22 protein-coding genes and 2 pseudogenes are annotated in these 24295 nt (G+C 65.4%); 17 read left to right on the top strand and 7 right to left on the bottom strand.

What is annotated here, in order from left to right:
• Positions 1 to 443 precede the first annotated feature (443 nt).
• The 5 genes from ACLMAL_RS32620 (at position 444) to ACLMAL_RS32640 (ending at position 5137) form a co-directional block, all read left to right on the top strand.
• Positions 444 to 827 carry a DUF488 domain-containing protein gene (locus ACLMAL_RS32620; RefSeq protein ID WP_412002583.1) on the top strand — a complete coding sequence of 128 codons (384 nt, stop codon included), beginning with the start codon at positions 444 to 446 and terminating at the stop codon, positions 825 to 827.
• 231 nt (positions 828 to 1058) lie between these two features.
• The gene (locus tag ACLMAL_RS32625) at positions 1059 to 2582 is read left to right on the top strand and encodes a PucR family transcriptional regulator (RefSeq protein WP_412002584.1); all 1524 of its coding nucleotides are present in this window, start codon (positions 1059 to 1061) and stop codon (positions 2580 to 2582) included.
• Between the two features lie 349 nt (positions 2583 to 2931).
• A complete protein-coding gene (locus tag ACLMAL_RS32630; protein WP_412002585.1) occupies positions 2932 to 3414 on the top strand; it encodes a GreA/GreB family elongation factor in 483 nt (160 codons plus the stop codon).
• A 19-nt stretch (positions 3415 to 3433) separates the two neighbouring features.
• A complete protein-coding gene (locus ACLMAL_RS32635) occupies positions 3434 to 4021 on the top strand; it encodes a CBS domain-containing protein (protein ID WP_412002586.1) in 588 nt (195 codons plus the stop codon).
• A 708-nt stretch (positions 4022 to 4729) separates the two neighbouring features.
• Positions 4730 to 5137 (top strand): hypothetical protein, encoded by a 408-nt coding sequence (locus ACLMAL_RS32640; RefSeq protein WP_412002587.1) that lies wholly within the window; start codon positions 4730 to 4732, stop codon positions 5135 to 5137.
• 471 nt (positions 5138 to 5608) lie between these two features.
• Here the strand turns inward: ACLMAL_RS32640 and ACLMAL_RS32645 are convergent, their stop codons facing one another.
• Positions 5609 to 5857 (bottom strand): hypothetical protein, encoded by a 249-nt coding sequence (locus ACLMAL_RS32645; protein WP_412002588.1) that lies wholly within the window; start codon positions 5855 to 5857, stop codon positions 5609 to 5611.
• Between the two features lie 59 nt (positions 5858 to 5916).
• On the opposite strand from ACLMAL_RS32645, the pseudogene ACLMAL_RS32650 reads away from it, so the two are divergent.
• Positions 5917 to 6860: pseudogene (locus ACLMAL_RS32650) on the top strand (IS3 family transposase); the annotation flags it as partial.
• A gap of 111 nt (positions 6861 to 6971) precedes the next feature.
• Here the strand turns inward: ACLMAL_RS32650 and ACLMAL_RS32655 are convergent.
• On the bottom strand, positions 6972 to 7976 hold the full coding sequence (locus ACLMAL_RS32655; RefSeq protein ID WP_328401864.1) for a LacI family DNA-binding transcriptional regulator: 1005 nt from the start codon (positions 7974 to 7976) through the stop codon (positions 6972 to 6974).
• A gap of 164 nt (positions 7977 to 8140) precedes the next feature.
• Here ACLMAL_RS32655 and ACLMAL_RS32660 point away from each other — a divergent pair, with 164 nt between their 5' ends.
• The 5 genes from ACLMAL_RS32660 (at position 8141) to rbsD (ending at position 12323) form a co-directional block, all read left to right on the top strand.
• Positions 8141 to 9136: a substrate-binding domain-containing protein gene (locus ACLMAL_RS32660; protein WP_328401865.1), complete on the top strand. Its 996-nt coding sequence runs from the start codon at positions 8141 to 8143 to the stop codon at positions 9134 to 9136.
• A gap of 5 nt (positions 9137 to 9141) precedes the next feature.
• A complete protein-coding gene (locus ACLMAL_RS32665) occupies positions 9142 to 10101 on the top strand; it encodes an ABC transporter permease (RefSeq protein WP_412002589.1) in 960 nt (319 codons plus the stop codon).
• 9 nt (positions 10102 to 10110) lie between these two features.
• Positions 10111 to 10881, top strand: coding sequence for an ATP-binding cassette domain-containing protein (locus ACLMAL_RS32670; RefSeq protein ID WP_412002590.1), 771 nt, complete (start codon positions 10111 to 10113; stop codon positions 10879 to 10881).
• Positions 10882 to 10957: 76 nt separating this feature from the next.
• Entirely contained in the window at positions 10958 to 11899 is a 942-nt protein-coding gene (locus ACLMAL_RS32675) for a ribokinase (RefSeq protein WP_412002591.1), read from the top strand.
• Between the two features lie 34 nt (positions 11900 to 11933).
• Positions 11934 to 12323: a D-ribose pyranase gene (gene rbsD, locus ACLMAL_RS32680; protein ID WP_328401871.1), complete on the top strand. Its 390-nt coding sequence runs from the start codon at positions 11934 to 11936 to the stop codon at positions 12321 to 12323.
• Between the two features lie 82 nt (positions 12324 to 12405).
• On the opposite strand, the pseudogene ACLMAL_RS32685 reads toward rbsD, so the two are convergent.
• Positions 12406 to 13169, bottom strand: a pseudogene (locus ACLMAL_RS32685) (threonine/serine dehydratase); the annotation flags it as partial.
• A gap of 576 nt (positions 13170 to 13745) precedes the next feature.
• A complete protein-coding gene (locus ACLMAL_RS32690; RefSeq protein ID WP_412002592.1) occupies positions 13746 to 14630 on the bottom strand; it encodes a helix-turn-helix transcriptional regulator in 885 nt (294 codons plus the stop codon).
• A 119-nt stretch (positions 14631 to 14749) separates the two neighbouring features.
• Here ACLMAL_RS32690 and ACLMAL_RS32695 point away from each other — a divergent pair, with 119 nt between their 5' ends.
• The 5 genes from ACLMAL_RS32695 to ACLMAL_RS32715 all read left to right on the top strand — a co-directional run bounded on the left by ACLMAL_RS32695 (position 14750) and on the right by ACLMAL_RS32715 (position 21371).
• Complete coding sequence (locus tag ACLMAL_RS32695; RefSeq protein ID WP_412002593.1) at positions 14750 to 16198, top strand: MFS transporter; 1449 nt, start codon at positions 14750 to 14752, stop codon at positions 16196 to 16198.
• 150 nt (positions 16199 to 16348) lie between these two features.
• A complete protein-coding gene (locus tag ACLMAL_RS32700; protein WP_412002594.1) occupies positions 16349 to 17953 on the top strand; it encodes a GMC family oxidoreductase in 1605 nt (534 codons plus the stop codon).
• 423 nt (positions 17954 to 18376) lie between these two features.
• A complete protein-coding gene (locus ACLMAL_RS32705) occupies positions 18377 to 20110 on the top strand; it encodes a CDGSH iron-sulfur domain-containing protein (protein ID WP_412002595.1) in 1734 nt (577 codons plus the stop codon).
• A gap of 127 nt (positions 20111 to 20237) precedes the next feature.
• Positions 20238 to 20564, top strand: coding sequence for a hypothetical protein (locus ACLMAL_RS32710; protein WP_412002596.1), 327 nt, complete (start codon positions 20238 to 20240; stop codon positions 20562 to 20564).
• Between the two features lie 39 nt (positions 20565 to 20603).
• Complete coding sequence (locus ACLMAL_RS32715; RefSeq protein ID WP_412002597.1) at positions 20604 to 21371, top strand: 2-phosphosulfolactate phosphatase; 768 nt, start codon at positions 20604 to 20606, stop codon at positions 21369 to 21371.
• Between the two features lie 236 nt (positions 21372 to 21607).
• Here ACLMAL_RS32715 and ACLMAL_RS32720 read toward each other — a convergent pair whose 3' ends face one another.
• Entirely contained in the window at positions 21608 to 21955 is a 348-nt protein-coding gene (locus ACLMAL_RS32720) for a DoxX family protein (protein WP_328401889.1), read from the bottom strand.
• A 135-nt stretch (positions 21956 to 22090) separates the two neighbouring features.
• Between ACLMAL_RS32720 and ACLMAL_RS32725 the strand changes: the two genes are divergently transcribed.
• On the top strand, positions 22091 to 22969 hold the full coding sequence (locus ACLMAL_RS32725; protein WP_412002598.1) for a sigma-70 family RNA polymerase sigma factor: 879 nt from the start codon (positions 22091 to 22093) through the stop codon (positions 22967 to 22969).
• Positions 22970 to 22982: 13 nt separating this feature from the next.
• On the opposite strand, the gene ACLMAL_RS32730 is transcribed toward ACLMAL_RS32725, so the two are convergent.
• Together ACLMAL_RS32730 and ACLMAL_RS32735 are read right to left on the bottom strand one after the other, a co-directional pair.
• Positions 22983 to 23333: a DoxX family protein gene (locus ACLMAL_RS32730; RefSeq protein ID WP_328401894.1), complete on the bottom strand. Its 351-nt coding sequence runs from the start codon at positions 23331 to 23333 to the stop codon at positions 22983 to 22985.
• Between the two features lie 124 nt (positions 23334 to 23457).
• The gene (locus ACLMAL_RS32735; RefSeq protein ID WP_412002599.1) at positions 23458 to 24219 is read right to left on the bottom strand and encodes a trans-aconitate 2-methyltransferase; all 762 of its coding nucleotides are present in this window, start codon (positions 24217 to 24219) and stop codon (positions 23458 to 23460) included.
• Positions 24220 to 24295: the final 76 nt, after the last annotated feature.

Raw genomic sequence — 24295 nt, forward strand, 5'->3', positions numbered from 1 at the left:
GGTTGCCTCCGAGAGCAGCACGATCGAGGCCTGTGTCGAGATGATGAGATCGGTGATCAGCTGAATGCCATTGGAGATTTTGCTGCCGCTGTGCCACGTGTTCAATGCGAGCACCCGGATCTCTCGTACCGCAGGTGCAGCATGCCAGGAGAACCTCGGAAAAGGGGGTAGAGATGGAGCTGCACCTACCGGCATCGCCAAGGTTGCCGGAAACACACAGCTCAGGAGGCGTGTTCTCCGGGCTGCTACGCCGCACAGACGCCCGAATCGGCGTATAAGCTCTTTACAGGCCGACCTCACCAGAAACTCTATGGCCGGATCGGCTCTCGTTGAGTTCGACGCTTACTCCTCGCTGCGACGCGGGTGCTGGCAGGCTCGGTGTTGCGTCTATCGCCCAACTGCGCTGCACCGACTCGCCCAGCGATAACAACCGGAGGTCGATGATGACGACTCGACGCACTGTGCAAATCCGCAGAATCTACGACGACCCAACTCCTCGAGACGGCACCCGCGTCCTGGTGGACCGTCTCTGGCCCCGTGGCGTCAGCAAAACCAGAGCCCACCTCGACGAATGGTGCAAGCAGATCGCTCCATCCACCGAACTGCGCACATGGTACGGCCACGACCCGGAACTCTTCGATGAATTCGCCCGCCGGTATCGCGACGAACTGACCGAGCCAGACCGCGCCACCGCCCTCACACACCTGCGCGAACTGGCAGGCCAGAACAAACTCACATTGCTCACCGGCACCAAGAATACCGACATCAGCGAAGCAGCCGTACTCGCCGATCTCGTCGCACAATCGAACAGATCCCTCGAAAAGTGATAGACGGCAACGCAGGTTGGCCGTGGAAGCAAAGAGCCCTCGCCGTACACATCGCACGAGGCGCGGCACCGGAGATCTCATCTGATGGATGCGGCGCGCGGGGTATTGATGGCGTCCATCCTGATGCACCAGTGTCGCGAAAGCTGGACCGACTTCCTTGTCCACCAACGTCTACTGGTCGCGTCGGGCGCTTGATCGCGCTGCACCGTCGATTCGACACAGGAGCGGCTCATGGTGACGTTGGACCGGTTGGCGAACGTACTGGGTGGCTATGGGATCCGTTTGCGGTTGTGTTCGGTTCCCCGGTCCACCCAATTGCGCAGTGTGGTGATCCGCGGGGCCGATCAGGACCCCACTGAAGCGGGAGATGTGCTGCTGGGCATCGGGGCACGCTCGGTGCAGGAGGTGGTGGACTGGGCAGTGTCGACGCGGGCTGTCGTCGCGCTCATCCGTGGGGGTGAGGAGATCGGGGATGAGCCGGAGATCGAGGGTGTGGCGGTGATGGTGGTCGATCCTGCGGTGGCCTGGAGCGAGGTGGCCGCGGTGGTCTACGGGTTGGTGCTGGAAGGACGCGAGACCGAGGCCGGTCGCGGCCCGACCGATTTGTTCGCTTTGGCCGACAGTCTGGCCGACGCGGTCGGGGGTGCGGTGACGATCGAGGACCGGCTGTCTCGGGTGCTGGCGTATTCGAGGCCGCAGCAGCACCTCGACCCCGCACGGGTCGAGACGATCCTGGGCCGGGAGATGCCGCAGTGGTTGCGGGCGGTGTTCGATGCGCACGGTGTTTTCACGCACTTGGCGGTCTCGGAGGAACCGTTGTTCGTTCCCGCGCAGGCAGAACAGGGTGTGACGGGGCGGATGGTCGTGGCCGTGCGCGTGGGCCGGCAACTGCTGGGTTCGGTATGGGTGTCGTGCCCAGCGCCGTTACACGGGGCTCGACGGATGGCCTTGGCCGACGGCGCGCGCACGGTGGCCCTGCACCTGTTGCGGTCAAGGGCCAGCGCGGACCTGGAACGTCAAGTGGAATCCGAACTGGTGATCAGTTTGCTGGAGGGCGCCGCGGACGCGGCGACGGTGGCCAGCAGGCTGGGGTTGGCGCCGCAGAGTTTGCGGGCGATCGCGCTGCGCGCACGGATCGCCGACGAGCAGCACGCCGCGCTGCTGCTGATCTTCGAGCGAGCAACAACCGGATTCGGCTGGTCCCGTTCGAGCCGCAGCGCCCTGGTCGGCGACACCATTTACACCGTACTGCCCGCAGATCAGGCGGCGACGGCACGCCACTGGATCAGCGAGCTACAGGCGGCGCTGCCCGCGCAGATGACGGTGTTGGCCGGCATCAGCGGTGGGGCCCGGGCCACGGAATTGGCGTTGGCGCGCCAAGAGGCCGAGGAATGCCTGGCGCTGCACGAGGCCCACTCAGCGGATGCTGCGCCCCCCGCCTATGACGAGTCGTGGGACGAGATCCTGCTGCAACGGTTGCGCGCCGCAGGACTTTCCGGACGCACCCCCGCACGGGGGCCGGTGTCGCAGTTGCGACGCCACGACCAGGCAAACTCCACCCACTACGTAGCAACGCTGCGCGCCTGGTTGCAGGCCCAAGGCGACCCCGCCCAGGCAGGCGCACAGCTCGGCGTGCACGAGAACACCGTCCGTAACCGGCTGCGCAAGATGGCAGAGGTGACCAACCTGGGCTTGGACGACCCCCGCAAACGGCTCGCCATGATGATCGAACTCGCCATCACCGACAACGAATGACTGCGCTGTGCCATCGCCACAAATCTCGACGCCTAGATTGTCGGATCGGCGCAACTGATCACCTCGACAACCACGCCATCATGGAGTTGACAAGAACGCCCCAGGTGGCAGGAGCGACATGGTGAGCATCGATCGGCCCGACAACCGACCATAGCCAGCCATATTGTCGCCGAAGACGCGGCTACGGACCGGACGCGCCGCGCGAATCGATTCGGCACGACCCGTGGGTCCCAGCGACTCAGACCCGGCCCAACATCAGGGCCTGCGCGTTGTCAGGGGCGGCACCGCCGCCTTGGCCCGCCCCTGACGACAATCTCCAACCCAGCCAGAAAGGAAGGGGTACAAACACATGACCAGTACCGCAGGCGTCTGGATGACATCACAAGCCCATGATCGGCTTCAGACCGAATTGCACGAGCTGCTCACCCGAGGCGACATCGAGCCCGATGAGGACAGTGGCGAATACGCACGCAACCAGGCTCTGCATTCCGCACGCCAGGCGCGCATCCGCCGGATCCACCACCTGCTCAGCAACGCCCTCATCGGTCGCAACCCACCCGACGACGGAATCGCCGGGCCCGGCATGGTCCTGACCGTCCGCTACGACGACACCAGAGCGGTCAAGACGTTCCTGCTCGCAGTACGCGAAGCCGAACGCACCGAGACGGAGGTCTACTCCGTGCAATCGCCACTAGGGCGCGCCATCACCGGGGCTCGACCGGGCGAACGCCGTACCTACCGCGGCCCCAGCGGCGCGACCATGGCAGTGACGCTGCTACACGCGGTCCCCTACGGGGCTGACGGACCCAGCCCCCAGCCGGTAACTAGCTAGCTGAACGGAGTTGAACGGAATGAAGAACATGCGGGTATGCGAGGTCATGCAACGACCGATCATCGCCGTGCGGCACAACAACACGGCACGCGAGGCGGCGCTGATGCTCGCCAAACTGGGCTACGCAGCGTTGCCCGTTCTCGACCAGAACGATCGCCTCATCGGGGTACTCACCAGCGGCGACCTCTTGCGGGCAGGCGAACTCAACGACACGGTCAGTTCAGTGATGACCACACCGGCGGTCTCGGTCCCCGACAACGCCGCACTGGCCGAGGTCATGAGCAGGCTGATAACGCACGGACTGCGCAGTCTGCCAGTCGTCGATGGCGACAGCCGCGTGATCGGCATGTTCAGCCGCGGCGACGCGTTGCGACTCATGCTCACCCCCGACGACGCACTCGTCGCCAATGCACAGAACCTGCTGGATCAATACACCGGCGCACGGCGCTGGCATGTCACCGTCCACGAAGGCGACGCCACCATCTCCGGCCGGTTCGCCGACGAATCCGAGCGGCGAATCACCATAGCCCTCACCCGTACAGTGCCCGGTATCCGCACCGCGACCATCGCGACCACGCCGGCCGCCGCGGCCGCAGCCGCGCACTGACCCGGCCACCGCAACAGTCCGAATCCAACCTTCGACATAAGCGGCGTACCGCCACATCGGTGGATTCAGCCGTGTGGCGCCGAACGTGGACAGATTGTGGCCACTGAACGAGATACGCCGGGTATTGGCGCACCTGGTCGCAGCTCGCGTTATCACACAGCCCTGGGGCATGTCGGTCCGCGCACACATCGCCGCCGAATAGCCCACCGCGCTGCTGGTGGCCTCCGCTCCGGCGACCACTGGGTTCGACTTGTTCACGCCCGGCTCGCCCGCGACAATCGGCTCGGCGTTGTCGGGACCGTCCTCACAATGCTGCGAGCAGACCGCTGGTCACGACGCCGGTGGACAAGCGGTTCACAGAAGCGTAGAACCTGTCCGACGGCTACCTCATCCGGACCATCACCGGGCCGCTCGGATCCTGTCGCTGACGACCGCCACCCGACTCGCCCATCCACCTGCTGTCGCACTTCCCGCTTGGTGTGCTGTCGAAACGGACCCAGGGATGCGAGTGGAGAAATCAAACAAGCGGTGCACCCGCAATTGTCGCAGACGGACAAGCGCAGCCGTTCCATGTAAACGATCCTGGCCTTGTCAGCGAATATTCGGATGGCGTGGTGGTGATACAGGGGCCGCTGGCAGGGCGGCCCATCCCTTCTCACTCGACCGCATCGCGAACCACATTCCCACCACCAGTCCTGGAGACCCCGGATGACCCCCGCACACCCCGTCCCACGCACACGTCTTACCGACCGCCTACCCGCACTGCGAGCCACACTGCACCAGCAACGCCGCTTCCGCCTGCAGCAGTTGGCCGAACTCGAAGCCGAAATCGACCGCCCCGCCGCACCCGCCAACGCGGCTGATACGGCCAGACATGAGGTCACCATCAAGTTGGCCGCGGCAGCACGACAAGCGTTGGCCGACCTCGATGAAACCCTCATGCTCATCACCACAGGCCGTTACGGCCGCTGTCGCCGCTGTTATGTCGAGATCCCGATCCACCTCCTGCAGACCATTCCCACTTCACGGTGGTGCCTGAATTGTAGGCAGCATCTCACCCCCGCCGGCCCGAAGCCGGTTCCAACCGATGCGCATCCCGCTTCTGACCGCCGATAAGGTGAACGCACCGCCGAGTCAGGCTGTGCCGCAAGCTATATCGCCTGCAGGCGACGGTGTTTGTCCTCGGACACGACAGGATCACGCCTTCGTCCTCGACGTCGCTGATGCGATCGGCCACGGCGGCAGGTCGCTGGCCGATCGGTTCGGAGGTTTGTCCAGCTCCCCCGCCTGTCGGGCAGCGGTAGTGTCCGGATCCGTGAGTGAGGCAGATCGGTAGCCGCCTGCGGCGGGTCAGGCTACAAAGTATGCGAAGAACTCGCCGGTCCGCCGACCGAACGCCAACTCACACTTCTGCGGTACTGTGGAACGGCGGCGACCGCAACAGTTCCGACTAGGCACTCGATCACATGTCGATCAACCGTATCCGGCGCCGCGCCGCGCGTCCGCCCCGCTTCCTCTGGTGGCACTATTGATAGCCCCTTTCGAGCCCATTTTCGCGGCTTTGCTCGTACCGGACCCAAACCAGCCTCAGCCCACCACCAGGTGAACCTGTTCGCGATGCTCCGCCCAAGGACGCTGCCGCTCCTCCACACTCATCGCCAACAACTCCCGCAGCTTCGACCACGCCACCTCATCAGTCGGGGTATAAATCTGCATCCACGCATGCGGAACCGACGGCAGAGACATGCTCGTCAAAAACATCTCCAACTCCCCCACCGCCAGATTACGAACCTGCTTGGTACGACTGACCACGGCCACATCGTTACGCGCCCACAAAGCCTTGAATCGCCCTGGGTTTGGTGCCCACCTTCTTTCTTGGGAAGGATGGGCAGATCATGCCTGCCAAGTACGACGAAGCGACCAAAGCCAAGGCTGTCCGGCTGGTCGTCGAGCATCGTGACGACTACAACAGCGAATGGGCCGCGATCACCGCGGTCGCGTCCCGGCTCGGGATGACCGGCGAAACCCTGCGTAAATGGATCCGGCAAGCCGCGATCGACACCGGGGCCGCCGAGAGTGTCTCGACGGAGTCGGCGAAGGTGATCCGGGAGCAGAAACGCAAGATCGCCGAGTTGGAACAGACGATCGAAATCCTCAAGGCAGCAACAACTTTCTTCGCGCGGGAGAGCGACCCGCGACACCGATAGTGTGTGCGTTCATCGCCGAGCATCGCGCTCGGTTCGGGGTCGCTTCGATCTGCCGTGCGCTCACCGCACACGGATGCAAGATCGCCCCGAGAACCTTCCACGCCTGGGTGCGGCGAGCACCGTCCAAACGTGCCCTGTGGGATATCTCGGTCACCGAGATTCTGGCCGGGTTCTACGAACCCGGCCAGAGCGGCCGGCGCGCGCCGGAGTCGCTCTACGGTGCCGAAAAGATGTGGGCGCACCTGCAACGCCAAGGCATCGCGGTCGCTCGATGCACGGTGGAACGGCTGATGCGTGAGCGCGGCTGGAGTGGTGTCACACGCCGCAAGAAGGTCCGCACGAGCGAGCCGGACCCGGCAGCGTCGCGAGCGCCGGACTTGGTCGATCGCCAGTTCCGGGTGCCTGCGCCCAACGTGCTGCTGGTCGCGGACTTCACCTACGTTCGCTTAGTCACGGGCGTGTTCGTCTACACGGCGTTCGTGATCGATGCCTACGCCAGCCGGGTTCTGGGTTGGGAATGCTCGACCAGCAAAACTGCCGCGTTTGTCGAATCAGCGATCCGCCAGGCGGCAGCGATCCGCGACCGCGAGGGATATCCGTTGTCGGGCAATACCATTCACCATTCCAATGCATTGGTCTATGCCGAAGGACAGACCGGGCCTCCGCCCTCCAGACGATGGGAATCGCGAAGTCGTTCGAGTGCACGGTAGCGTGCAGGCGCCGCACCGGCGGACCGGGCGCTTTCAGAACTCGTCGGGACAGCCACACGACCCCCTGGTGTGCAGGACCGCCTCGAGGTTCACCACACCGGGCCGGGGCGTGCGGTCCTCGATCTGTTCGAGCAGCAGATCGACCGCGGTCTCGCCCATGCGCCGGGTGGGCTGCACCATGGTGGTCAGTCCGGGCCTGGTGTAGCGGGAGTACTCGATTCCATCGAAGGCGACGACCGCGAGGTCGTCGGGCACCCGCAGCCCGGCATCGTAGGCCGCACGCAGCATACCGATCGCCTGGAGGTCGCTGGTCACGAATACCGCTATGGGGCGGCGCGAGTCGGCCATGAGGTCGGCCAGTGCGCGGTAGCCGGCGGCGCCGCCGAAATCCGTTCGCACGATGCGCCCTTCGGCCAATCCAGCGGCCGCCAGCGCGTTGCGGTAGCCCTGCACGCGGTCCTCGGCGGTGGACACATGCGGGCCGCTCAGACAGGCGATATCGCGGTGACCGTGCTCGATTAGATGTGCGACGGCCTGCTGTGCGCCCGCGACCGAATCACACATCACATGCGCGCAACGCGCCGGATCGATGACGCGGTCCAGCGCGACCAGCACCATTCCGGCCTCCTCGCACGCGTCGGCGACACCGGTCTCCCATGACGACGAAATCGCAATCAGCCCTTCGACTCTACGATCGATAAAGGTGCGCACATAGGCGCGTTCGCGTTCCTGGTCGCCGGCCGCATTGCCGACGAACAGCGGATATCCCCGCGCGAAGGCGGCTGCCTCGATGACCGCGGACAGTTCGGCGAAGAACGGGTTGGCCCCGTCGGGGATCACCATGCCGAGCGCGTGCCCGCGATTCATGCGCAGGCTGCGCGCGGACATGTTGGGCCGGTAGCCGAGTTCGGCGATGGCGGCCTCGATGCGGGCCCTGGTCGCGGGCGCGACCTGCCGCGGACCTCCATTGAGCACGTAGCTCACCAGCGCCGGTGATGTACCGGCGAGCCGCGCCACGTCGGCTCGTGTGACTGCCATCCGAATTCTCTCCTTGCTCCGACCGTCCATCCAAGCACTCCGCATTAGCACTTGACAGCCGGTGACTCGGGTCACACACTACTCATCAACTCGCGTTGATCAACACGAGTTGATACCGAAACGGATAGGTCGAACTCACGATGAATGCTCGATTCAGGTGTGCAATGGTGCCGCTTGTCCTCATCGGCGCGCTCGCCGCCGCCGCCTGCGGTCGCGGCGGTCAGGACGCGGGCGACGGCGATTTCAAGATCGCCATCGTCACCCGGAACTTCACCAACCCCTACTGGGCGGCCCTGCGCGACGGTGCCCTCGCGGAGGGGCAACGGCTCGGTGTGAAGGTCACGGTGCAGGCCGGGCAGTCCGAGACCGATGCCGACGGTGAAAACGCCCAGATCTCGACCTTGGCCGCGCAGGGCTATGACTGCTTCGGTGTGGTGCCGGTCAACGCGACGAATGTGATCACGCCGCTCACGCCGGTGGCGCGCAAAAATATCCCGATCCTCGACCTCGACACCCAAATCGACGCGAAGGCCTCTGAGCAGGCCGGGGTGTCCTACGCGAGCTTCATCGGTTCGGACAATCTCGATGCCGGTCGCATCGCCGGTCAGCATATGCTCGACGCGCTCGGTGGCACCGGCAAGATCGCCATCCTGCAGGGCATCGCGGGCGAGCAGAACGGCATCAACCGCGACAAGGGCTTCACCGACACCGTCGCAGGCAAGCTGGACATCGTGCAGAAGGCGCCCGCCGACTACGAACAAGATAAGGGTTTGCAGGTCACCGAGGCGATCCTGAAGGCGCACCCCGACATCACCGGTATTTTCGCCGCCAACGACACTATGGGCTTGGGCGCCGCACAGGCGATCAAGAACGCGGGCAAGACCGGCCAGATCAAAGTGATCTCCGTCGACGGCATCCAGGCAGCCCTCGACGCCGTCAAGGCGGGCACCCTGACCGGCACAGTGACCCAATACCCCTATGCCGAAGGACAACTCGCGGTCCAGAGCTGCCTGGCCCAACACCAGGGCAAGAAGCTGCCCGAGCGGGTGGTCTCGCCCATCGCCTTCATCGGCAAGGACAATGTCGAGCAGCAGATCTCGGCGTTCCCGCGTCCGATTGTCGCATTCGACAACCCAGTGGAAGGGCTGCTGAACAAGTGACAGCCGTGGCACCCGCCGAGTCCCGTGCGTGTGAGGGGCGCACGGAGATCCTCGCCAAGTTAGCCGAATTCGCGGCACCGCTGGCCCTGGTCGTGCTGTGGGTGGCGTTCTTCATCGCCACCCCGGACTTCCTGACGACGGACAATATCGGCGATCTGCTGGTCGCCTCAACGATCCTGACCGTGCTGGCACTCGGACAGCAGTTCGCGATCACCGTGGGCGGCATCGATCTGTCGGTCGGCGCCAACCTCCCATGGGCAGCAGCCGTTCTCGGCTACCTGGCAAGCCACGGCTACCCGATGGCGGTCGCCATTGCGGCGGCCATCCTCAGCGGGCTGACGGTCGGCGTCGTGAACGGTGTGCTGATCGGCCGACTGCATATGACCGACTTCGTCGTCACGCTCGGCATGCTCAGCGTGCTCAATGGCATCACGCTACTGCTGACGCACGGCAATACCGAGGCCGTGAGTTCCCGCTTCCTGCAACGGCTCGCGCTAGATGGCATCGGACCGGTGCGCTGGTTCTGGCTCATGGCATTGGTGGCGGCGCTGGTCGTGGCCGGCATCATCTTCCGCACCCGGATCGGCACCCACCTGCTCGCCACCGGCGGGCGCCTGGAGGCCGCGCGCGACACCGGCATCTCGGTGAACCGGATCCGGCTGTTCGCCTATGCCATGTCCGGATTGCTGTGCGGCATAGCCGGTGTCATGCTGGTCGCCCGCAACGGCGGCGCGGATCCGTCGCTGCAGACCACCTACCTGCTGAGCTCGATCGCCGCAGTGGTGCTCGGCGGTTCGTCGCTGTCCGGCGGCAAGGCGTCGGTGCTCGGCACCGTCTGCGGTGCGGTGCTGTTCACCTCGCTGATCAACGGGTTCACCATTCTCGGCATCTCGCAGTACTACCAGCCGGTCGCCGTTGGCGCGGTGCTGCTGCTGGCCGCCGGGATCGCCCGATTCCGAAAGTAGGCCAAGGACATGACGATTCCACTGCTCGAGGCGCACGAGCTCACCAAGTCATTCGACTCGGTCCGCGCGCTGGCCGGGGTCACGCTGACGATTCCGGAGGGTGAGGTCACCGCCCTGGTCGGCGATAACGGCGCGGGCAAGTCGACGCTGGTGCGCTGCCTCACCGGCGTGCAGGCACCGGATACCGGGCACATCCGGTTCAAGGGCGAACCGGTGCGCCTGCGTTCGCCCGAGGACGCGCGCAAAATGGGCATCGAGACCGTGTACCAGGATCTCGCTCTCATCGACGATCTGGCGGTGTGGCAGAACCTATTTCTCAACCGGGAGTTGATGTATCAGCTCGGCATTGTCAACCGCAGGGCAATGATCGCCCGCAGCGGCGATATCCTACGCGACCTGGATGTCGACGTGCCCTCGGTGCGCACCACCGTACGCAGGATGAGCGGCGGCCAACGCCAGAGCATCGCCATCGCCCGTGCGGTGGCCTGGGGCAAATCCATGGTGATCATGGACGAACCCACCGCCGCGCTCGGCGTGCGGGAGACCGCCGCGGTCGAGAAGCTGGTACGTGGCCTGCGCGACCGCGGAATCACCGTGTTGATCATCAGCCACGACCTGGCACAGGTCATGCGGATCTGCGACAACGTGGTGGTGCTGCGACGCGGCAGATCCGTTGCCGCGCACCGGATCGACGAGGTGGACGGCGACCGGCTGGTCGCACTGATCACCGGTGCCGCACCCGGCAATCTGGAGGTCGCCGGGACCGGCGCCGAATCATGAGCGAGCGACAGCGAGTGAACCATGAACACAGTGCGCCTTCGCGCACGACGGAGCCGAGCGCTAGCGAGGCGCAGTCGTGAGCGTTGTCGTCCTCGGATCGGTCAACCAGGACATCGTGTGTGAGGTGGAACGGCTGCCGCGCCCCGGCGAAACCGTGCTGGCACTGCGCGCACGAACCAATCTGGGCGGCAAGGGCTCCAATCAGGCCGTCGCGGCAGCCCAAGCCGGCGGCCGGGTCGAGTTCATCGCCAGGATCGGCCGCGATGCCGATCCCGGGCTACGGAAGTCGTTGCGCGACTATGCTGTTGGGCTCGCCACTCTGCGCGAGGTCGAGGACGCGCGGACCGGCACCGCCTACATCACCGTCGCCGACGGCGAGAACCAGATCGTGGTCGACTCCGGCGCCAACTTCTGCTGGGAACCCGAACCCGAGCTCGACACCCTGAACGAGGTCGAGTTGCTGCGGTCGGCGGATGTGGTTGTCGTGCAACTGGAGGTGCCGCTGCGCGTCGTCGCTTGGGCCGCGCGGCATGCTCGCCGGCTCGTGCTCAACGCTGCGCCGGCGACGGTGCTGCCAGATGAGCTGCTGCTGCGTTGCCACCCGCTGGTCGTCAACGAATCCGAGCTGTCGGCGTTGACCGGGTCCACCGCGCGGACACCCGAGCAGGCATTCCACCTGGCCCGCTCCTTATGCCTGCGCGGGGTGGCCTCCGTCGTCGCCACGCTGGGCGCCACCGGCTCGGTCTGGGCGCACCGCTGCGACGTGCCACCGGTCGCTGGCGGGTATCAGGCTGCGCCACAGGTGAATTCGGTGGATTCCACCGGTGCGGGCGACGCCTTCGTCGGCGCCCTAGCCACCGCACTCGCTGATGGCAGGCAGCTGGGCGCCGCCGTGGCCTACGCCACCGCGGCCGGTGCCCTCGCCGTTCAGACGCCGGGAACCCATGCCTCCTACCCCACCGCGGACCAGATCCGCACCGCGCTCGCGACCATCCCGGCGGCCAGGCCACTCGTTTGACCGGGGCTTCACCCTCTTCGATAAGGACCGAACCTTGCGCACTAGCGGACTAATTCACGCCGAATTGCTATCGGCGCTCACGGCATTGCGCCACACCGACCTCTTCGCCGTCAGCGACTCCGGTCTGCCGACACCGGCCGGGGTGCCGGTCATCGACCTGGGTATCAGCTACGGATTCCCTCGGTTCGAGCCCATCCTCGACCTGATACTCGACGAGGTCACCATCGAAGCCGCCTGGGGTAGCCGCGACGTCGCGGACCAGAACCCGGAAGCGGCGAACCTGCTCCGCCACCGCCTGCACGCGGAGTTGATCGACCACGACGACTTCAAGCAGCGCATCGGGGCCTGCCGGTTCGTGGTGCGAACCGGTGAGGCCCGGCCCTACGCCAATGTGCTGCTCCGAGCCGGGGTGCCGTGGTTGTAGCCCACCGCGCCCGGCAGGGCGAAATCCGGCAGAGCGAAATATTGATACCGGCGATATTGAACTCCGCGACCTCGCCGACACGATTGCCGCACGAGACTATGGCCACCTTTTTTCCGGGCGGTAGTTCGTGGCTGCGGAAGAGGTAGGCCGCGGTCGTTACGGCGCCGCTGGGTTCGGCGATCAGGTGGGCTTGGCGTGCGAGAGCCCGGACCGCCGCACGGACTCGTCTTCGCTGACGGTCAGCATGCCGTCGAGAACCTTGCGCAGGTGGGCGAACGTCAGTTCAGACGGCTGTGCGCGAATCCCATCGGCGATCGTGCGGGCCCGGTCCGCTACCGGCAAGTCGACCTGCTAACCCAGACGCAGACCCTCGGCAGTGTCCGCAGCCAACTCGGGCTCGATGCCGATCACCTGGGTTTGCGGGCGAAGCGCCTTGACCGCCACACCGACCCCGGATGCGAAACCGCCACCGCTGACCGGGACCAGCACCACGTCCACGTCCGGAAGGTCTTCCACGATCTCCAGCCCGACCGTGCCCTGGCCTGCGATGACCTCGCCGTCGTCGTACGGCGGGATCAGAGCGAGCCTGTGCTCGGCCACCAAGGCGTGAGCCTTCGCGGTCTGCTCGCCGATGGGTACCTCGACCACCTCTGCGCCATATGCCCGGGTGGCCTCGATGGCGTTCATCGCGCCGCGCAACTTGAACGACCCAATCGGCTGAAGGCTTTCCGGCTTGAGCCACAACGGTTGGCTCGTGTCGGAGAACGGCAGTAACGGCGTCCGCAGCACGATGCCCCCGAGCCGCTCAGCCGCCGCCCGAACATTCTCAAACGTCACAAACTCCATACCCACTATCCCGGCCATCCTGGACCAGGATGAGGATTGAACCACCCAATACACGCGAAGTGTTAAGAACACCAATCTGCGCGACCTCTAATTCGAACGTTTGACCTTCGTCAGGTGTCTCCCCAACCGAACGACCGTGCGATAGGCGGTGCGGGTTCCGGACGTTCGTTCGGGCGGGATGCCACGGCCGCAGCCTCATACCGCCGGTGCTCGTGGACAGCCAGAGCTGATCGTCGCGAACACCCACCACGGGCTGACTACGGTTCGGGCCCACGGCCGGGTGGGTGGCCGGCGACCGAAGCTCACCGCAGACCAGGCTGCCACCGCGCAAAGACTCTACGACGAACGCCAGCGCACGGTGCAGTAGATCGCCGACATCCTCGGGGTGAAGCGCTCGACCCTCTCCGGACACCTCCGTCAACCCTCGTGACCGCTGAGTTCGAGGGGCTGGTGCCCGATTCGCATCCTCGAATGAGGGCCTGTTTCCGGACGTCGAACAGAGCCACGCCGGGGCCACCTATCTCCCAACAAATTCACTCGACGCATGCTGCACCGCTTTACTCCGCGGCTGGTCACCTACCCCGCTGCCGGGTGGAGCTGTTGGCGATGCTCCACCCAAGGACGCTGCCGCTCCTGCTCCGACATCGCAAGCAACTCACGCAACTTCGCCCACGCCACCTCATCCGTCGGGGTATAAATCTGCATCCACGCATGCGGCACCGACGGCAACGACATACTCGTCAAAAACATCTCCAACTCCCCCACCGCCAAATTACGGACCTGCTTCGTACGACTCACCGGGACAGCGACATCGTTACGAGCCCACAAAGCCTTGAAATTCGGGCTCTCCGAACACAACTCGACGATGAACTCCTCCCAATACGGATCACCCAGATTCTTCGCATACGCACCACGCAAATAGCCGACCATGCGACGCAGGTCATCCCAATTGTGTTGATAGGTATTGCAACACTCCGGAGTAAGAAACACCCGGCGAGCCACGTTACGTTCACCGGTCAGAAAGCCAGGACACAACGCCTCATACGCCTCGTTATGAGCCAACACGTCATACCGCGCACTCAACACCACCCCCGGCAACGGCTCCAAATGATCCAAAATCACCTGCAACTCCTCCGGCAGCGCAGAACCCGCATGCGCCGTCGGCACCGTCGGCACATCCGCCAACCGATACAAATGCGCCTTCTCCGCCGCATCCAGCGACAACGCCCGCGCCACCGAATTCAACACCTGCACACTGACATTGATACTGCGGCCTTGCTCGAGCCACGTGTACCAGGTGATCCCGATCCCGGACAGCTGGGCGACCTCCTCACGCCGCAGGCCGGGCGTGCGCCGCCGGGGCCCGGGCGGCAGGCCCACGTCCTCCGGCGAAATCCGCGCACGCCGTGACTTCAGAAAAGAGCCCAGCTCGGCACGGCGCGCCTTGCGCAAGGTGCGCATGTCCACAACATCGGTCATCTTGTGATCGTCCCCGAAACCCTGGACCTTATCCAGGTGCTGCCAATACCAGTTTTATTGGGCTCCTGTTACTGGTGTCGAATCGGCTGCAAGCTCAGTGCATGACCCACACGTTGTCACCGGGTTCGGCCAAGACGACACCCGCCACGCCGACTCCCCCAGCATCTCCCGCGTACGGCGCGCGGCGCACCATTGCGATCCTCGCCGTCATCCTGACCGGGCAGTTCATGGCGGTGCTCGACGCCTCCATCGTGAATGTCGCTATTCCCTCCATCCGCACCTCGCTGCACACAAGCGGATCGGCGCTGCAGCTGATCGTCGCTGGATACGTCATCGCCTACGCCGTGCTGCTGGTCACCGGCGCCCGGCTGGGTGACAGGTTCACTCAGCGTCGTACCTTTATCGTCGGCCTTGCGGTGTTCACCGTGGCCTCATTCGCCTGCGGGCTGGCGTGGAACGAAGTCACCTTGATCGTGTTCCGATTCCTGCAGGGCGTCGGCGCGGCGGCCATGGTCCCGCAGATCATGACCCTGATCCAGCGGAATTTCACCGGCAATGCCAGGGCCAAGGCGCTCAGCACATACTCTGCGATCATTTCCGGCGGCATGGTTGTCGGTCAGGTCGTGGGCGGTCTGATCGTCAACGCCGATCTCTGGGGTAGCAGCTGGCGTGGCGTGTTCCTGGTCAATGTGCCGATCGGTGTGGTGCTGCTGCTGGTCGCGCCGCGGGTACTGCCTTCGGACACGGCACGATTCGACCGCAAGCTCGATCTGGCCGGACTGGCGATGCTGACCGTTTCGGTGCTGCTGCTCGTCCTTCCGATGGTGCTCGGCCACGAACAGAACTGGCCGCTGTGGACATGGATCACCCTGGGCGCCAGCGTGATCGGTGTCGCGGTATTCATCGCCATCGAACGAGCGGTCGCGGTGCGCGGCGGCGAACCACTGTTCGCGCAGCGGGTATTGCGAGCCCCCGGGTTGGTGCTCACCGCGGCGACACTGTTCGTGATCATGGCGACCTTCGGCGGCTGGATGTTCGTGATGGCCATTCACCTGCAGAGCACCCTCGGCTACAGCGCACTACATGCGGGGCTGCTGTTCATCCCGATGGGTGTCACGTTCGCACTGGCCAGCCTGAACTGGGAGCGCATTCCACACCGCTTCCATGCCGCCATGATCCCGTTGGGGCTCGTACTCGGCGCGGCGACGATGGTGACGCTCGGCGTGTTGCTGCGCAACGGCGCCGACTTCGGCCCGCTGCCGCTGACGATTTTCGGCATCCAGGGCATCGGCTTCGGACTCGCGTTCAGCCCATTGATGACCAGGACCCTGGCCAAGATCCCGATGTCGCTTGCCGCGGACGCGAGCGGCATCCTGGTCACCAGCGTGCAGTTGGGCATCGTCGTCGGCATCGCCTGCTTCGGCACCATCTTCCTCGGGCTACTCGGCACCACCGCTTTGTCGGCGGCCCATGCGCTGGGCAGCACGGCGATCGCCGAGGGTGCGACGGTACTGGCCGCCGCCGCGCTCGCAACCCGGGCAGCGCGCTGAGCACCGTCCACTTTTGATTCACCGGGGACCCACCGCTGAGCCGCAGCGGTGGGTTTCCGGCGGTTTGCTGTCCAGATTTCCAAGAAAGCGAACCCGCAGCCGCCGGATACTCGTATGTTTGCCCTACGCAGTGTGGATCGGAGTGGGACAGTGCAGACAGCTGGGATAACCGCGGACTATGTGATCGTCGGTTCGGGATCCGCTGGTGCGGTCCTCGCCAACCGGCTCAGCGACGACCCCGGCACCACCGTGGTGCTGCTCGAGGCAGGGCCGCCCGACAAGAACAAGTTTGCGCACATTCCTGCCGCCTTCGCGAAACTATTTCGCACAGAAGTGGATTGGGACTATCTCACCGAGCCGCAGCCGGGGCTGAACAACCGGCAGATCTATTGGCCGCGTGGGAAGATGTTCGGCGGATCGTCGTCGATGAACGCGATGATGTGGGTCCGCGGATTCCGCGCCGACTACGACGAGTGGGCGCTGCTGGCGGGTGAGGAGTGGGGATTCGCCGCCGCGGTAGAGCAGTACCGGCGCATCGAGAACGTCGAAGAAGCTCAGTACCCGGACGAGGGGGCAGCCGGGCCGCTGCACATCTCGCGGCAGCGCAGTCCGCGCGCGTCGACAGCGGCTTACCTGACCGCGGTGCAAGAAGCCGGGTTCGCGGTGGAACCGCCGAACCGGCCGCAGCCGGACGGGTTCAGCGAAACTATGGTCACCCAGCGGGGCGGTCGCCGATGGAGCACGGCAGATGCCTATCTGCGGCCTGCGCTGCGGCGGACAAATCTGACCATCCGGACCGAAGCGCTTGTCTCCCGTGTTCTTTTCGAACGTGATCCGGCAGGCGCACCGCGCGCAGTCGGCGTGGAATACCTGCAGGGCGCGGCCTCGCACGCGGTCACCGCGCGCCGCGAAGTGATCCTCTGCGGCGGCGCGATCAACAGCCCACAGCTGCTCATGCTCTCCGGCATCGGCGATCGGGACGAGCTCACCAGGCAAGGCATCGAGGTCGTGCACCACGCCCCAGAGGTCGGCGCGAATCTGCAAGACCATCTGGTCGCCGGCATCGGCTACGGCGTCGAAGCGGACTCGCTGTTCGCCGCGGAGAAGCCGCGCCAGCTGTTGGATTATCTGATCCGGCACCGCGGCATGCTCACCTCCAATGTCGGTGAGGCCTACGGGTTCGTGCGCAGCCGATCCGATCTCGACCTGCCCGACCTGGAATTGATCTTCGCGCCGGCGCCCTTCTATTACGAAGGGCTGCTCGACCCCACCGAGCACGGCGTCATGCTGGCGACGGTACTGCTGCGGCCGCACAGCCGCGGCCGCATCACCCTCGCCTCGGGCGACCCGGCGGCCAAACCGGTCATCGATCCCAGATATCTCTCCGACAGTGCGGGGGCCGACCGCGCCGCTCTCATGTCCGGACTGCGGACCTGCGCCGAACTGGCGGCATCGCCTGCGATGAAAGCGATACTCGGGCCCCTGATCTATCCGCCGCAAGCGCCGAGCGAGATGGAAGCAGCCCTCGAGCTGGCGCTGAACGGCTACTCACACACCCTCTACCACCCGGTGGGCACCTGCCGGATGGGCACCGACGAAGCAAGCGTGGTCACACCGCGACTGGAAGTCCGTGGCGTGCACGGACTTCGGGTCGCCGATGCGTCGGTGATGCCGCTGCTCATCCGTGGCCACACCCATGCCCCGAGCGTTTTCGTCGGCGAACAAGCGGCCAAGTTCCTCAGCGCAGGGCGCTGACCACTTCAGCACCAGGAAACTCGATTCTGCGCGGAGCATCCGCGTCCATCTCGGCAAACGAGCCAGAAGAACGTACCGACGTCCTCGACGAATAACTCTCCGAAGGCAGCGCCGCGGTCGGCGCGCGATGGCTTATTCCCGTTGGTCCGTGCCGAGAGTTTCTCGATGAGCAGGGCGGACAATGCCGCAGGCGAACCCACCGCGCCGCAGTCGGCGGCCTGCGGCCGAGTGGCGTGCAATCGGGAGTGCCCGATTTTCTGACCAGCGGCCTGCTCGAGAGGGCGCGTGCGCGGTATGAGGTCGGCGCTGGTGACGGAATCGCCGCCCATTCCCGGCGTCGGGGATTCCCCTTCGTGGACGAAACAACGTAATGAAGTAATCATTGTTCAGTTGGACCGCTAGACCGAGAAAACAGGAGCAGGAGTGCACAACGAACTGGAGTCCTTGCTGACCCGGGCCCTGACGCTCGACCGGCACTTCGCCAAGCTTATGGAAGGCCACCCGGCAGGAAGCACTGCGCCCCTGCAAGATTCGGTGATCCGACCACTGACGGAAGCGTTCACCGAGATGACCGGCCGGGCCCCCGACGTCAACGCCGACGACGAAACCGGAGCAGAAACCACAGACCAGGTGTGGCAGCTGGCGCGCGACATTACCCGATTCCGCGGCAACCCCGGACTACCGACCGGGGTCCAGGAGGCCACCGCCGCCCTTCAACACCTGGCTGTCCTGTCCGCCGACGACCCGGACGCTCGCGTGGCCGAGCTCACCGCGCTCCAGTCGGGCCTGGAATCCCAGATCCAGGTTGCCCCCGACGGGCCGTACCTGGTCACCAACGCCACCAAGATCACCGACTGGCTCGGGGTGGCCATCCGAACACTTCCACAGCTGGCCCTGTGCCGCTGTGGAGCTTCGGAGACCAAACCGCTCTGCGACGGCAGCCATGCCCGCATCGGATTCAGCGGCGCCAAAGATCCGCAGCGGGTGCCCGACAGCCGGGAAACCTACGAAGGCGTTGCGGTCACCGTTCTCGACAACCGCGGCCTGTGTGCCCACTCCGGGTTCTGCACCGATCGGTTGCCGAACGTATTCCGTGCTAGCGCAGAACCTTTCGTCGCACCGAGCGGCGGCCGGATGGACGAGATCAAACGGGCGGCACGAGCCTGCCCCTCCGGCGCTCTCGGTTACGCAATCGACGGTAAGGAGGGCGACGCCCCGGCCAGGGAACCCGCGATCGAAGTATCGAAGGACGGCCCGTACCGGATCTCCGGTGGCATCCCGCTGGTCGATTGCGGCCAACGCAACACGGGCGCGTCGAGCGAGCACTACAGCCTCTGCCGGTGTGGGCACTCGCAGAACAAGCCGTTCTGCAGTGGGATGCACTATTATGTCGGATTCGCCGATCCGGTGCCCTCCGAGGAGCCGACGCTGTTCGAGTGGGCGGGCGGCCTGCCTGCGCTCACCCGGATGACGCACATCTTCTACGGCAAGTACGTCCCCGAAGATCCGCTACTCGCACCGCTTTTCGCCAGCATGTCACCCGATCATCCCGAGCGCGTGGCCGCCTGGCTCGGCGAGACCTTCGGCGGACCGAAGCTGTACACCGAGATGTACGGTGGCTACGAGCACATGGTCGCCGAGCACGCGGGCAAGGCGCTCACCGAGGAGTGGCGGGCGCGGTGGGCGCAGCTCATCTCTCGTGCCGCGGACGACGCCGGGTTGCCGACCGACGCGGAATTCCGGGCCGCATTCGCCGCCTATATCGAGTGGGGATCGCGTATCGCACTGGAGAATTCGCAGCCGGGCGCAACTCCACCGCCACACATGCCGGTGCCACGGTGGTGGTGGGTATGCAACGCCACACCCGGGTCCCGGGTTTCCGCCCTCACACCTCCCGCCGAAGCCGACCACACCATCGAACTACCGAGCCCGGACGAACCGGTCAGCTTCGACCGGCACATTAAACCGCTGTTCCGGGCGATGGACCGCAAATCGATGAGCTTCGTCTTCGATCTGTGGTCGCACACCGACGTCGTACAGCACGCCGCCGGCATCCTCGACCGACTCCAGCAAGGATCCATGCCCTGCGACGGCCGCTGGCCCCAAGACCATATCGATGCCTTCGCCCGCTGGATCGCCGACGGCACTCCCGAATAACACTCGCGGCTGCACCGCTCTGCCCTACCGGGGTAGAGCGGACCGCGGCCGGTGCGGTCCGACCTCGAAAATCGGTGGTGTCGGGCTCGGGTTCCGCGCTAGCGTGACAGCCTCGAAGGGAGACACTGTGACGCTGCCGAAGAAGGGTGCCCGGCGCATCGTCGTCGATGGGACCACGTACCGATGGCGCGTCCGGCGACGGCCGACCTATATGCAAGGAATCGCGTTGACACGCTTGAACTTTGCCGTCGAGCATGCCGCCCATCCCGGCACCACCTTGGTCGTCGACACCGGCCACGCTCATCCCCGCAACTGGATGGACATCCCCCCGGTTTCCATCCGTCCAGCCGACGTTGCCACGAGCATACGTCTGGGACTGGCACGCGGATGGCAGCCATCTTCCCCTGGTTCACCTTTCATGCTGGCCCGGTCGAGCAGCGCCACCTCGCCCTGATCACGGGTCGAAGCGCTCGACACGGTAGAAAGGTCGGTCGTGTCGGGTGACGAGTGGTTCGGACAGCGATCATGGGGCGTGCGCTTCGAGTGGGGTGTGGCGGGTGCACTGGCTTTGGCGCCCGGGAGCGCGTGTGTGGTGATTGTCGACGTGTTGTCGTTCACCACATCGGTTTCGGTGGCCGTCGAGGCGGGCACGGAGGTCATTCCTTACCCGTGGCGCAACGACAGTGCTGCCGAATTCGCCGAGCGACACAATGCGGAAGTCGCCGTCGGGCGGCGTGCGGTCAGCGCACAGCAGCCTTGGTCGTTGTCGCCTGCCGCTTTGCGGCGCGCGCCGACAGCACGGCGCTTGGTGTTGCCCTCTCCCAACGGTTCGGCCATCGCGGCGGCGGTGGCGGGAGTGCCGGTGGTCGCCGGGTCGCTGCGGAATGCCGATGCAGTCGCTGCGTGGATTCACCGGCAGGGGTGGGGCACACCGGAGCTGCCGGTCACGGTGATCGCCGCGGGCGAGCATTGGCCGGGACAGCCGGTGCTCCGCCCCGCGGTCGAGGACCTGCTCGGTGCGGGCGCGATCATCCATGGGTTGAACCAGCGCGGTGCGAGCGCGCTGTCACCGGAGGCACTCGTCGCCGAGGCGAGCTACACCGATGTGGAGATCGCGACCATCGTCACCGAGTGTTCCTCCGGTCGTGAGCTCGCGGAAGGCGGGTTCGCCGAAGACGTCGCGATTGCCGCCGAACTCGATGCCACCGACGTAGTGCCGCTGCTCGTCGACGGCGTCTTCATTGATGGCCGGCACAGGTGATCACGGCGCAAATCGTCACCCGCGACTGCGTCGGCGCCGACGACTGTGTTCCTGGCGCCGGCCCTTCAGCCGGGCGTCGGGAAAGGCTCGCGCGATCTCCGTAACATCTCGGCATCAGCCTCAGCATGGATGCCGAATTGGCATGGCGTGCAACATTGCTCGCGCTGCGCCAGTGCGCAGCGCGCGTCTCCGCATCGGCCGCCTTTCGGGTTCCTACGTCGTTGTCGGCGGCGGGCTCATGCAGCCACGAAGAGGCCGAGAGATCCGGCTGCAAGCACGAGCCACGGCAGCGGGTAGGCGATGTCGGAGTACCAGCGGGCGCGCACGATGGTGACGACCGCGCCGAGGAAATACAGAACCAAGCCGATAGCGGCAGCCAAGCCGATGGGCGGGATGGCGAGGCCGACCAGCAGGCCGAGCGCGCCGATGGCTTTGATGACACCCAGCAGGCCGAGCACCTGCGCAGGGATGCCGTAGTTCTGCATGTTGTCCAGCAGCCACTGCGGCCGGACAACATCGATGGCTGCCGCGACCGCGGCTGCCACCGCGGCGAGAACGGTGACGACGATGTAGGCGATATGCACGGGAAATACTCTCCTGTTCGATGGCACCCGAGGTCTGCGATCGTGATGGGGCCCGCGAAGCGCCGCACCCGCGGTCACTCGGGCGGTGTTGAGTTCGTCATCCAGATGACGGATGGCGGCGAGGAAAGGTGACCGATGCATGCACAGGATTTGTTGGCGCGCCGATTCGAAACGCATCGCGGCCACCTGCGGTCGGTTGCCTATCGGATGCTCGGGTCTTCGAGCGAAGCCGAAGATGCGGTTCAGGAGGCATGGCTGCGGCTGGCGCTGTCCGACACCGGCGATGTGGAGAATTTGGCGGGTTGGCTGACGACGGTCGTCTCACGGATCTGCCTGGACATGCTGCGATCGCGAGCCGCGCGGCGCGAAGACCCCATGGACTCCATCGCCGATCACGGCGACACGGCCTACGACAACGACCCGGAACACGAAGCCGTGCTTATTGATTCAGTGGGGCGCGCGCTGCTGGTGGTGCTGGACACCCTCGGCCCCGACGAGCGGGTGGCGTTCGTGTTGCACGACATGTTCGCGGTGCCGTTCGATCAGATCGCGCCGATCGTGGGGCGCTCGACTGCCACCACCAAGAAACTCGCGAGCCGGGCCCGATCGCGCGCACGCGGTGACGCGACTGCGTCCAGCGCCGAACTCGCCGAGCAGCGCCATGTCGTCGAGGCTTTCCTCGCCGCCGCACGCAGTGGTGACCTCGGTGCTTTGCTGGCGGTATTGGCACCGGAGGTGGTCCGTACCGCTGATCCGGCCGCGCTGCCCGCCGGAATAGCCTTGGTTGCCCGTGGCGCGGATGCCGTGGCGAAAGAGACTCTGGTGCTTCGCAGCCGCTCGCAGGTCGCCGCCCTTGCCCTGGTCAACGGCGCAGTCGGCATCATTGTGGCGCCGCGCGGTCGGCTGTTGCTTGCGCTCACGGTCACTGTCGAAGGCGATCGGATCGCGGCCTACGAGGTGTACGCCGATCCGGCTCGCCTGCGGCAGCTCGAGCTGGCCGCGCTTCCTGACTGACCGTCGAACCGGTTCACGCAGTGGCGATACGCAGCACAAGTGCGACGATCGACAGGATCAGAATGGCCGCGGGCACGGGCATGCCCTTCCAGTCCTTGGACTTCACGTGGAAGCCGATACCGCCGAGAAAGTAGAGAATCAGCCCGACCGCGGCAGCAATCCCGACCGGCGCGAACCACAGGCCGATGAGCAGACCCGTCGCACCCGCGAGCAGCAGTGCGGCCAATGGATTCAGCCATCTCTCCGGCACCCCGATGGCGGCATACCCCTCGACGAACTGCGGGCGCCGAGTGATCTTGAAGAACGCCGACATGGACAACATGCCGGCAAGCAATACAGAAATAATGACGGTCGCAACGAACATAATGCGTCTCCTCGAATGTCACTCCCAGTGACTGCGTTCAATGTAGATCGTCGCGACGATCTACGGAACACGAATAGCGGTCGGCAAGCCACGGAATGCCTGTGCCGCCATACGGTCCGCTGCCCTACCCGGTCTTACGGCCGACGACGAACACTCGGCGGAAAGACAGCCAGGTGGTGCCGTCGGTGTGGCGCGGGTATTCCGCTCGCAGGAGTGGGGCGAGTTGTGCGGTGAATTCTTGCCATTCGGTGTCGTCGAGCACATCGCGAACGGGACGTAGGGCAGTTCCGGTGAGCCATTCCAGTACGGGGTCTTCACCCTCGAGGCGTTGGAGGTAGGTGGTCTCCCATGCGTCGACCTGACAACGTGTGAGTAGCCGGGCGTATCCATCTGGGTCGAGCACCGCTCGCGGTTCGAGGATGCCCGACGAGGCAAGTTCCGCGCGCCACCGATCCCGGGACGCCAGTTCGCGGATTGTTCGGTGGGACGGCGCGTCGAAGTTGCCGGGAACTTGGAAGGCCAGCCAGGCTCCCGAAGGCATGCGGTCGACCCATCGAGACAGCAGGGTGGTGTGGGTCGGCACCCATTGCAACACGGCATTGCAGATCACGACGTCGGTATCAGGGGCAGGGTGCCACTCCTCGACGGCGCCGAGGGTGGCGTCGACACCACGATCTCGTGCGGCCGCGACCATGTCGGGTGAGGAGTCGGATGCCTCGATGACCGCTCCCGGCCAGCGCTGGGCAAGTGCGAGGGTCAGATGACCCGGCCCGCATCCGAGATCAACTACCCGGCGCGGCTGTTCGGCGGCCACGCGGTTCAGCAGATCGAAGAACGCGCGTGAACGGTGGTCGTCGAACGCAAGGTACTTCTCGGGATCCCACATCGGACCTCCAAGTCATTGAATCGCGTCAAACCGTACGGACGTACTGTAAAGCACGGCGAGCGCTACGGCCAGCACC

Origin of the sequence: Nocardia sp. CWNU-33, assembly GCF_046764895.1 — a bacterium.
Classification (GTDB): Bacteria; Actinomycetota; Actinomycetes; order Mycobacteriales; family Mycobacteriaceae; genus Nocardia.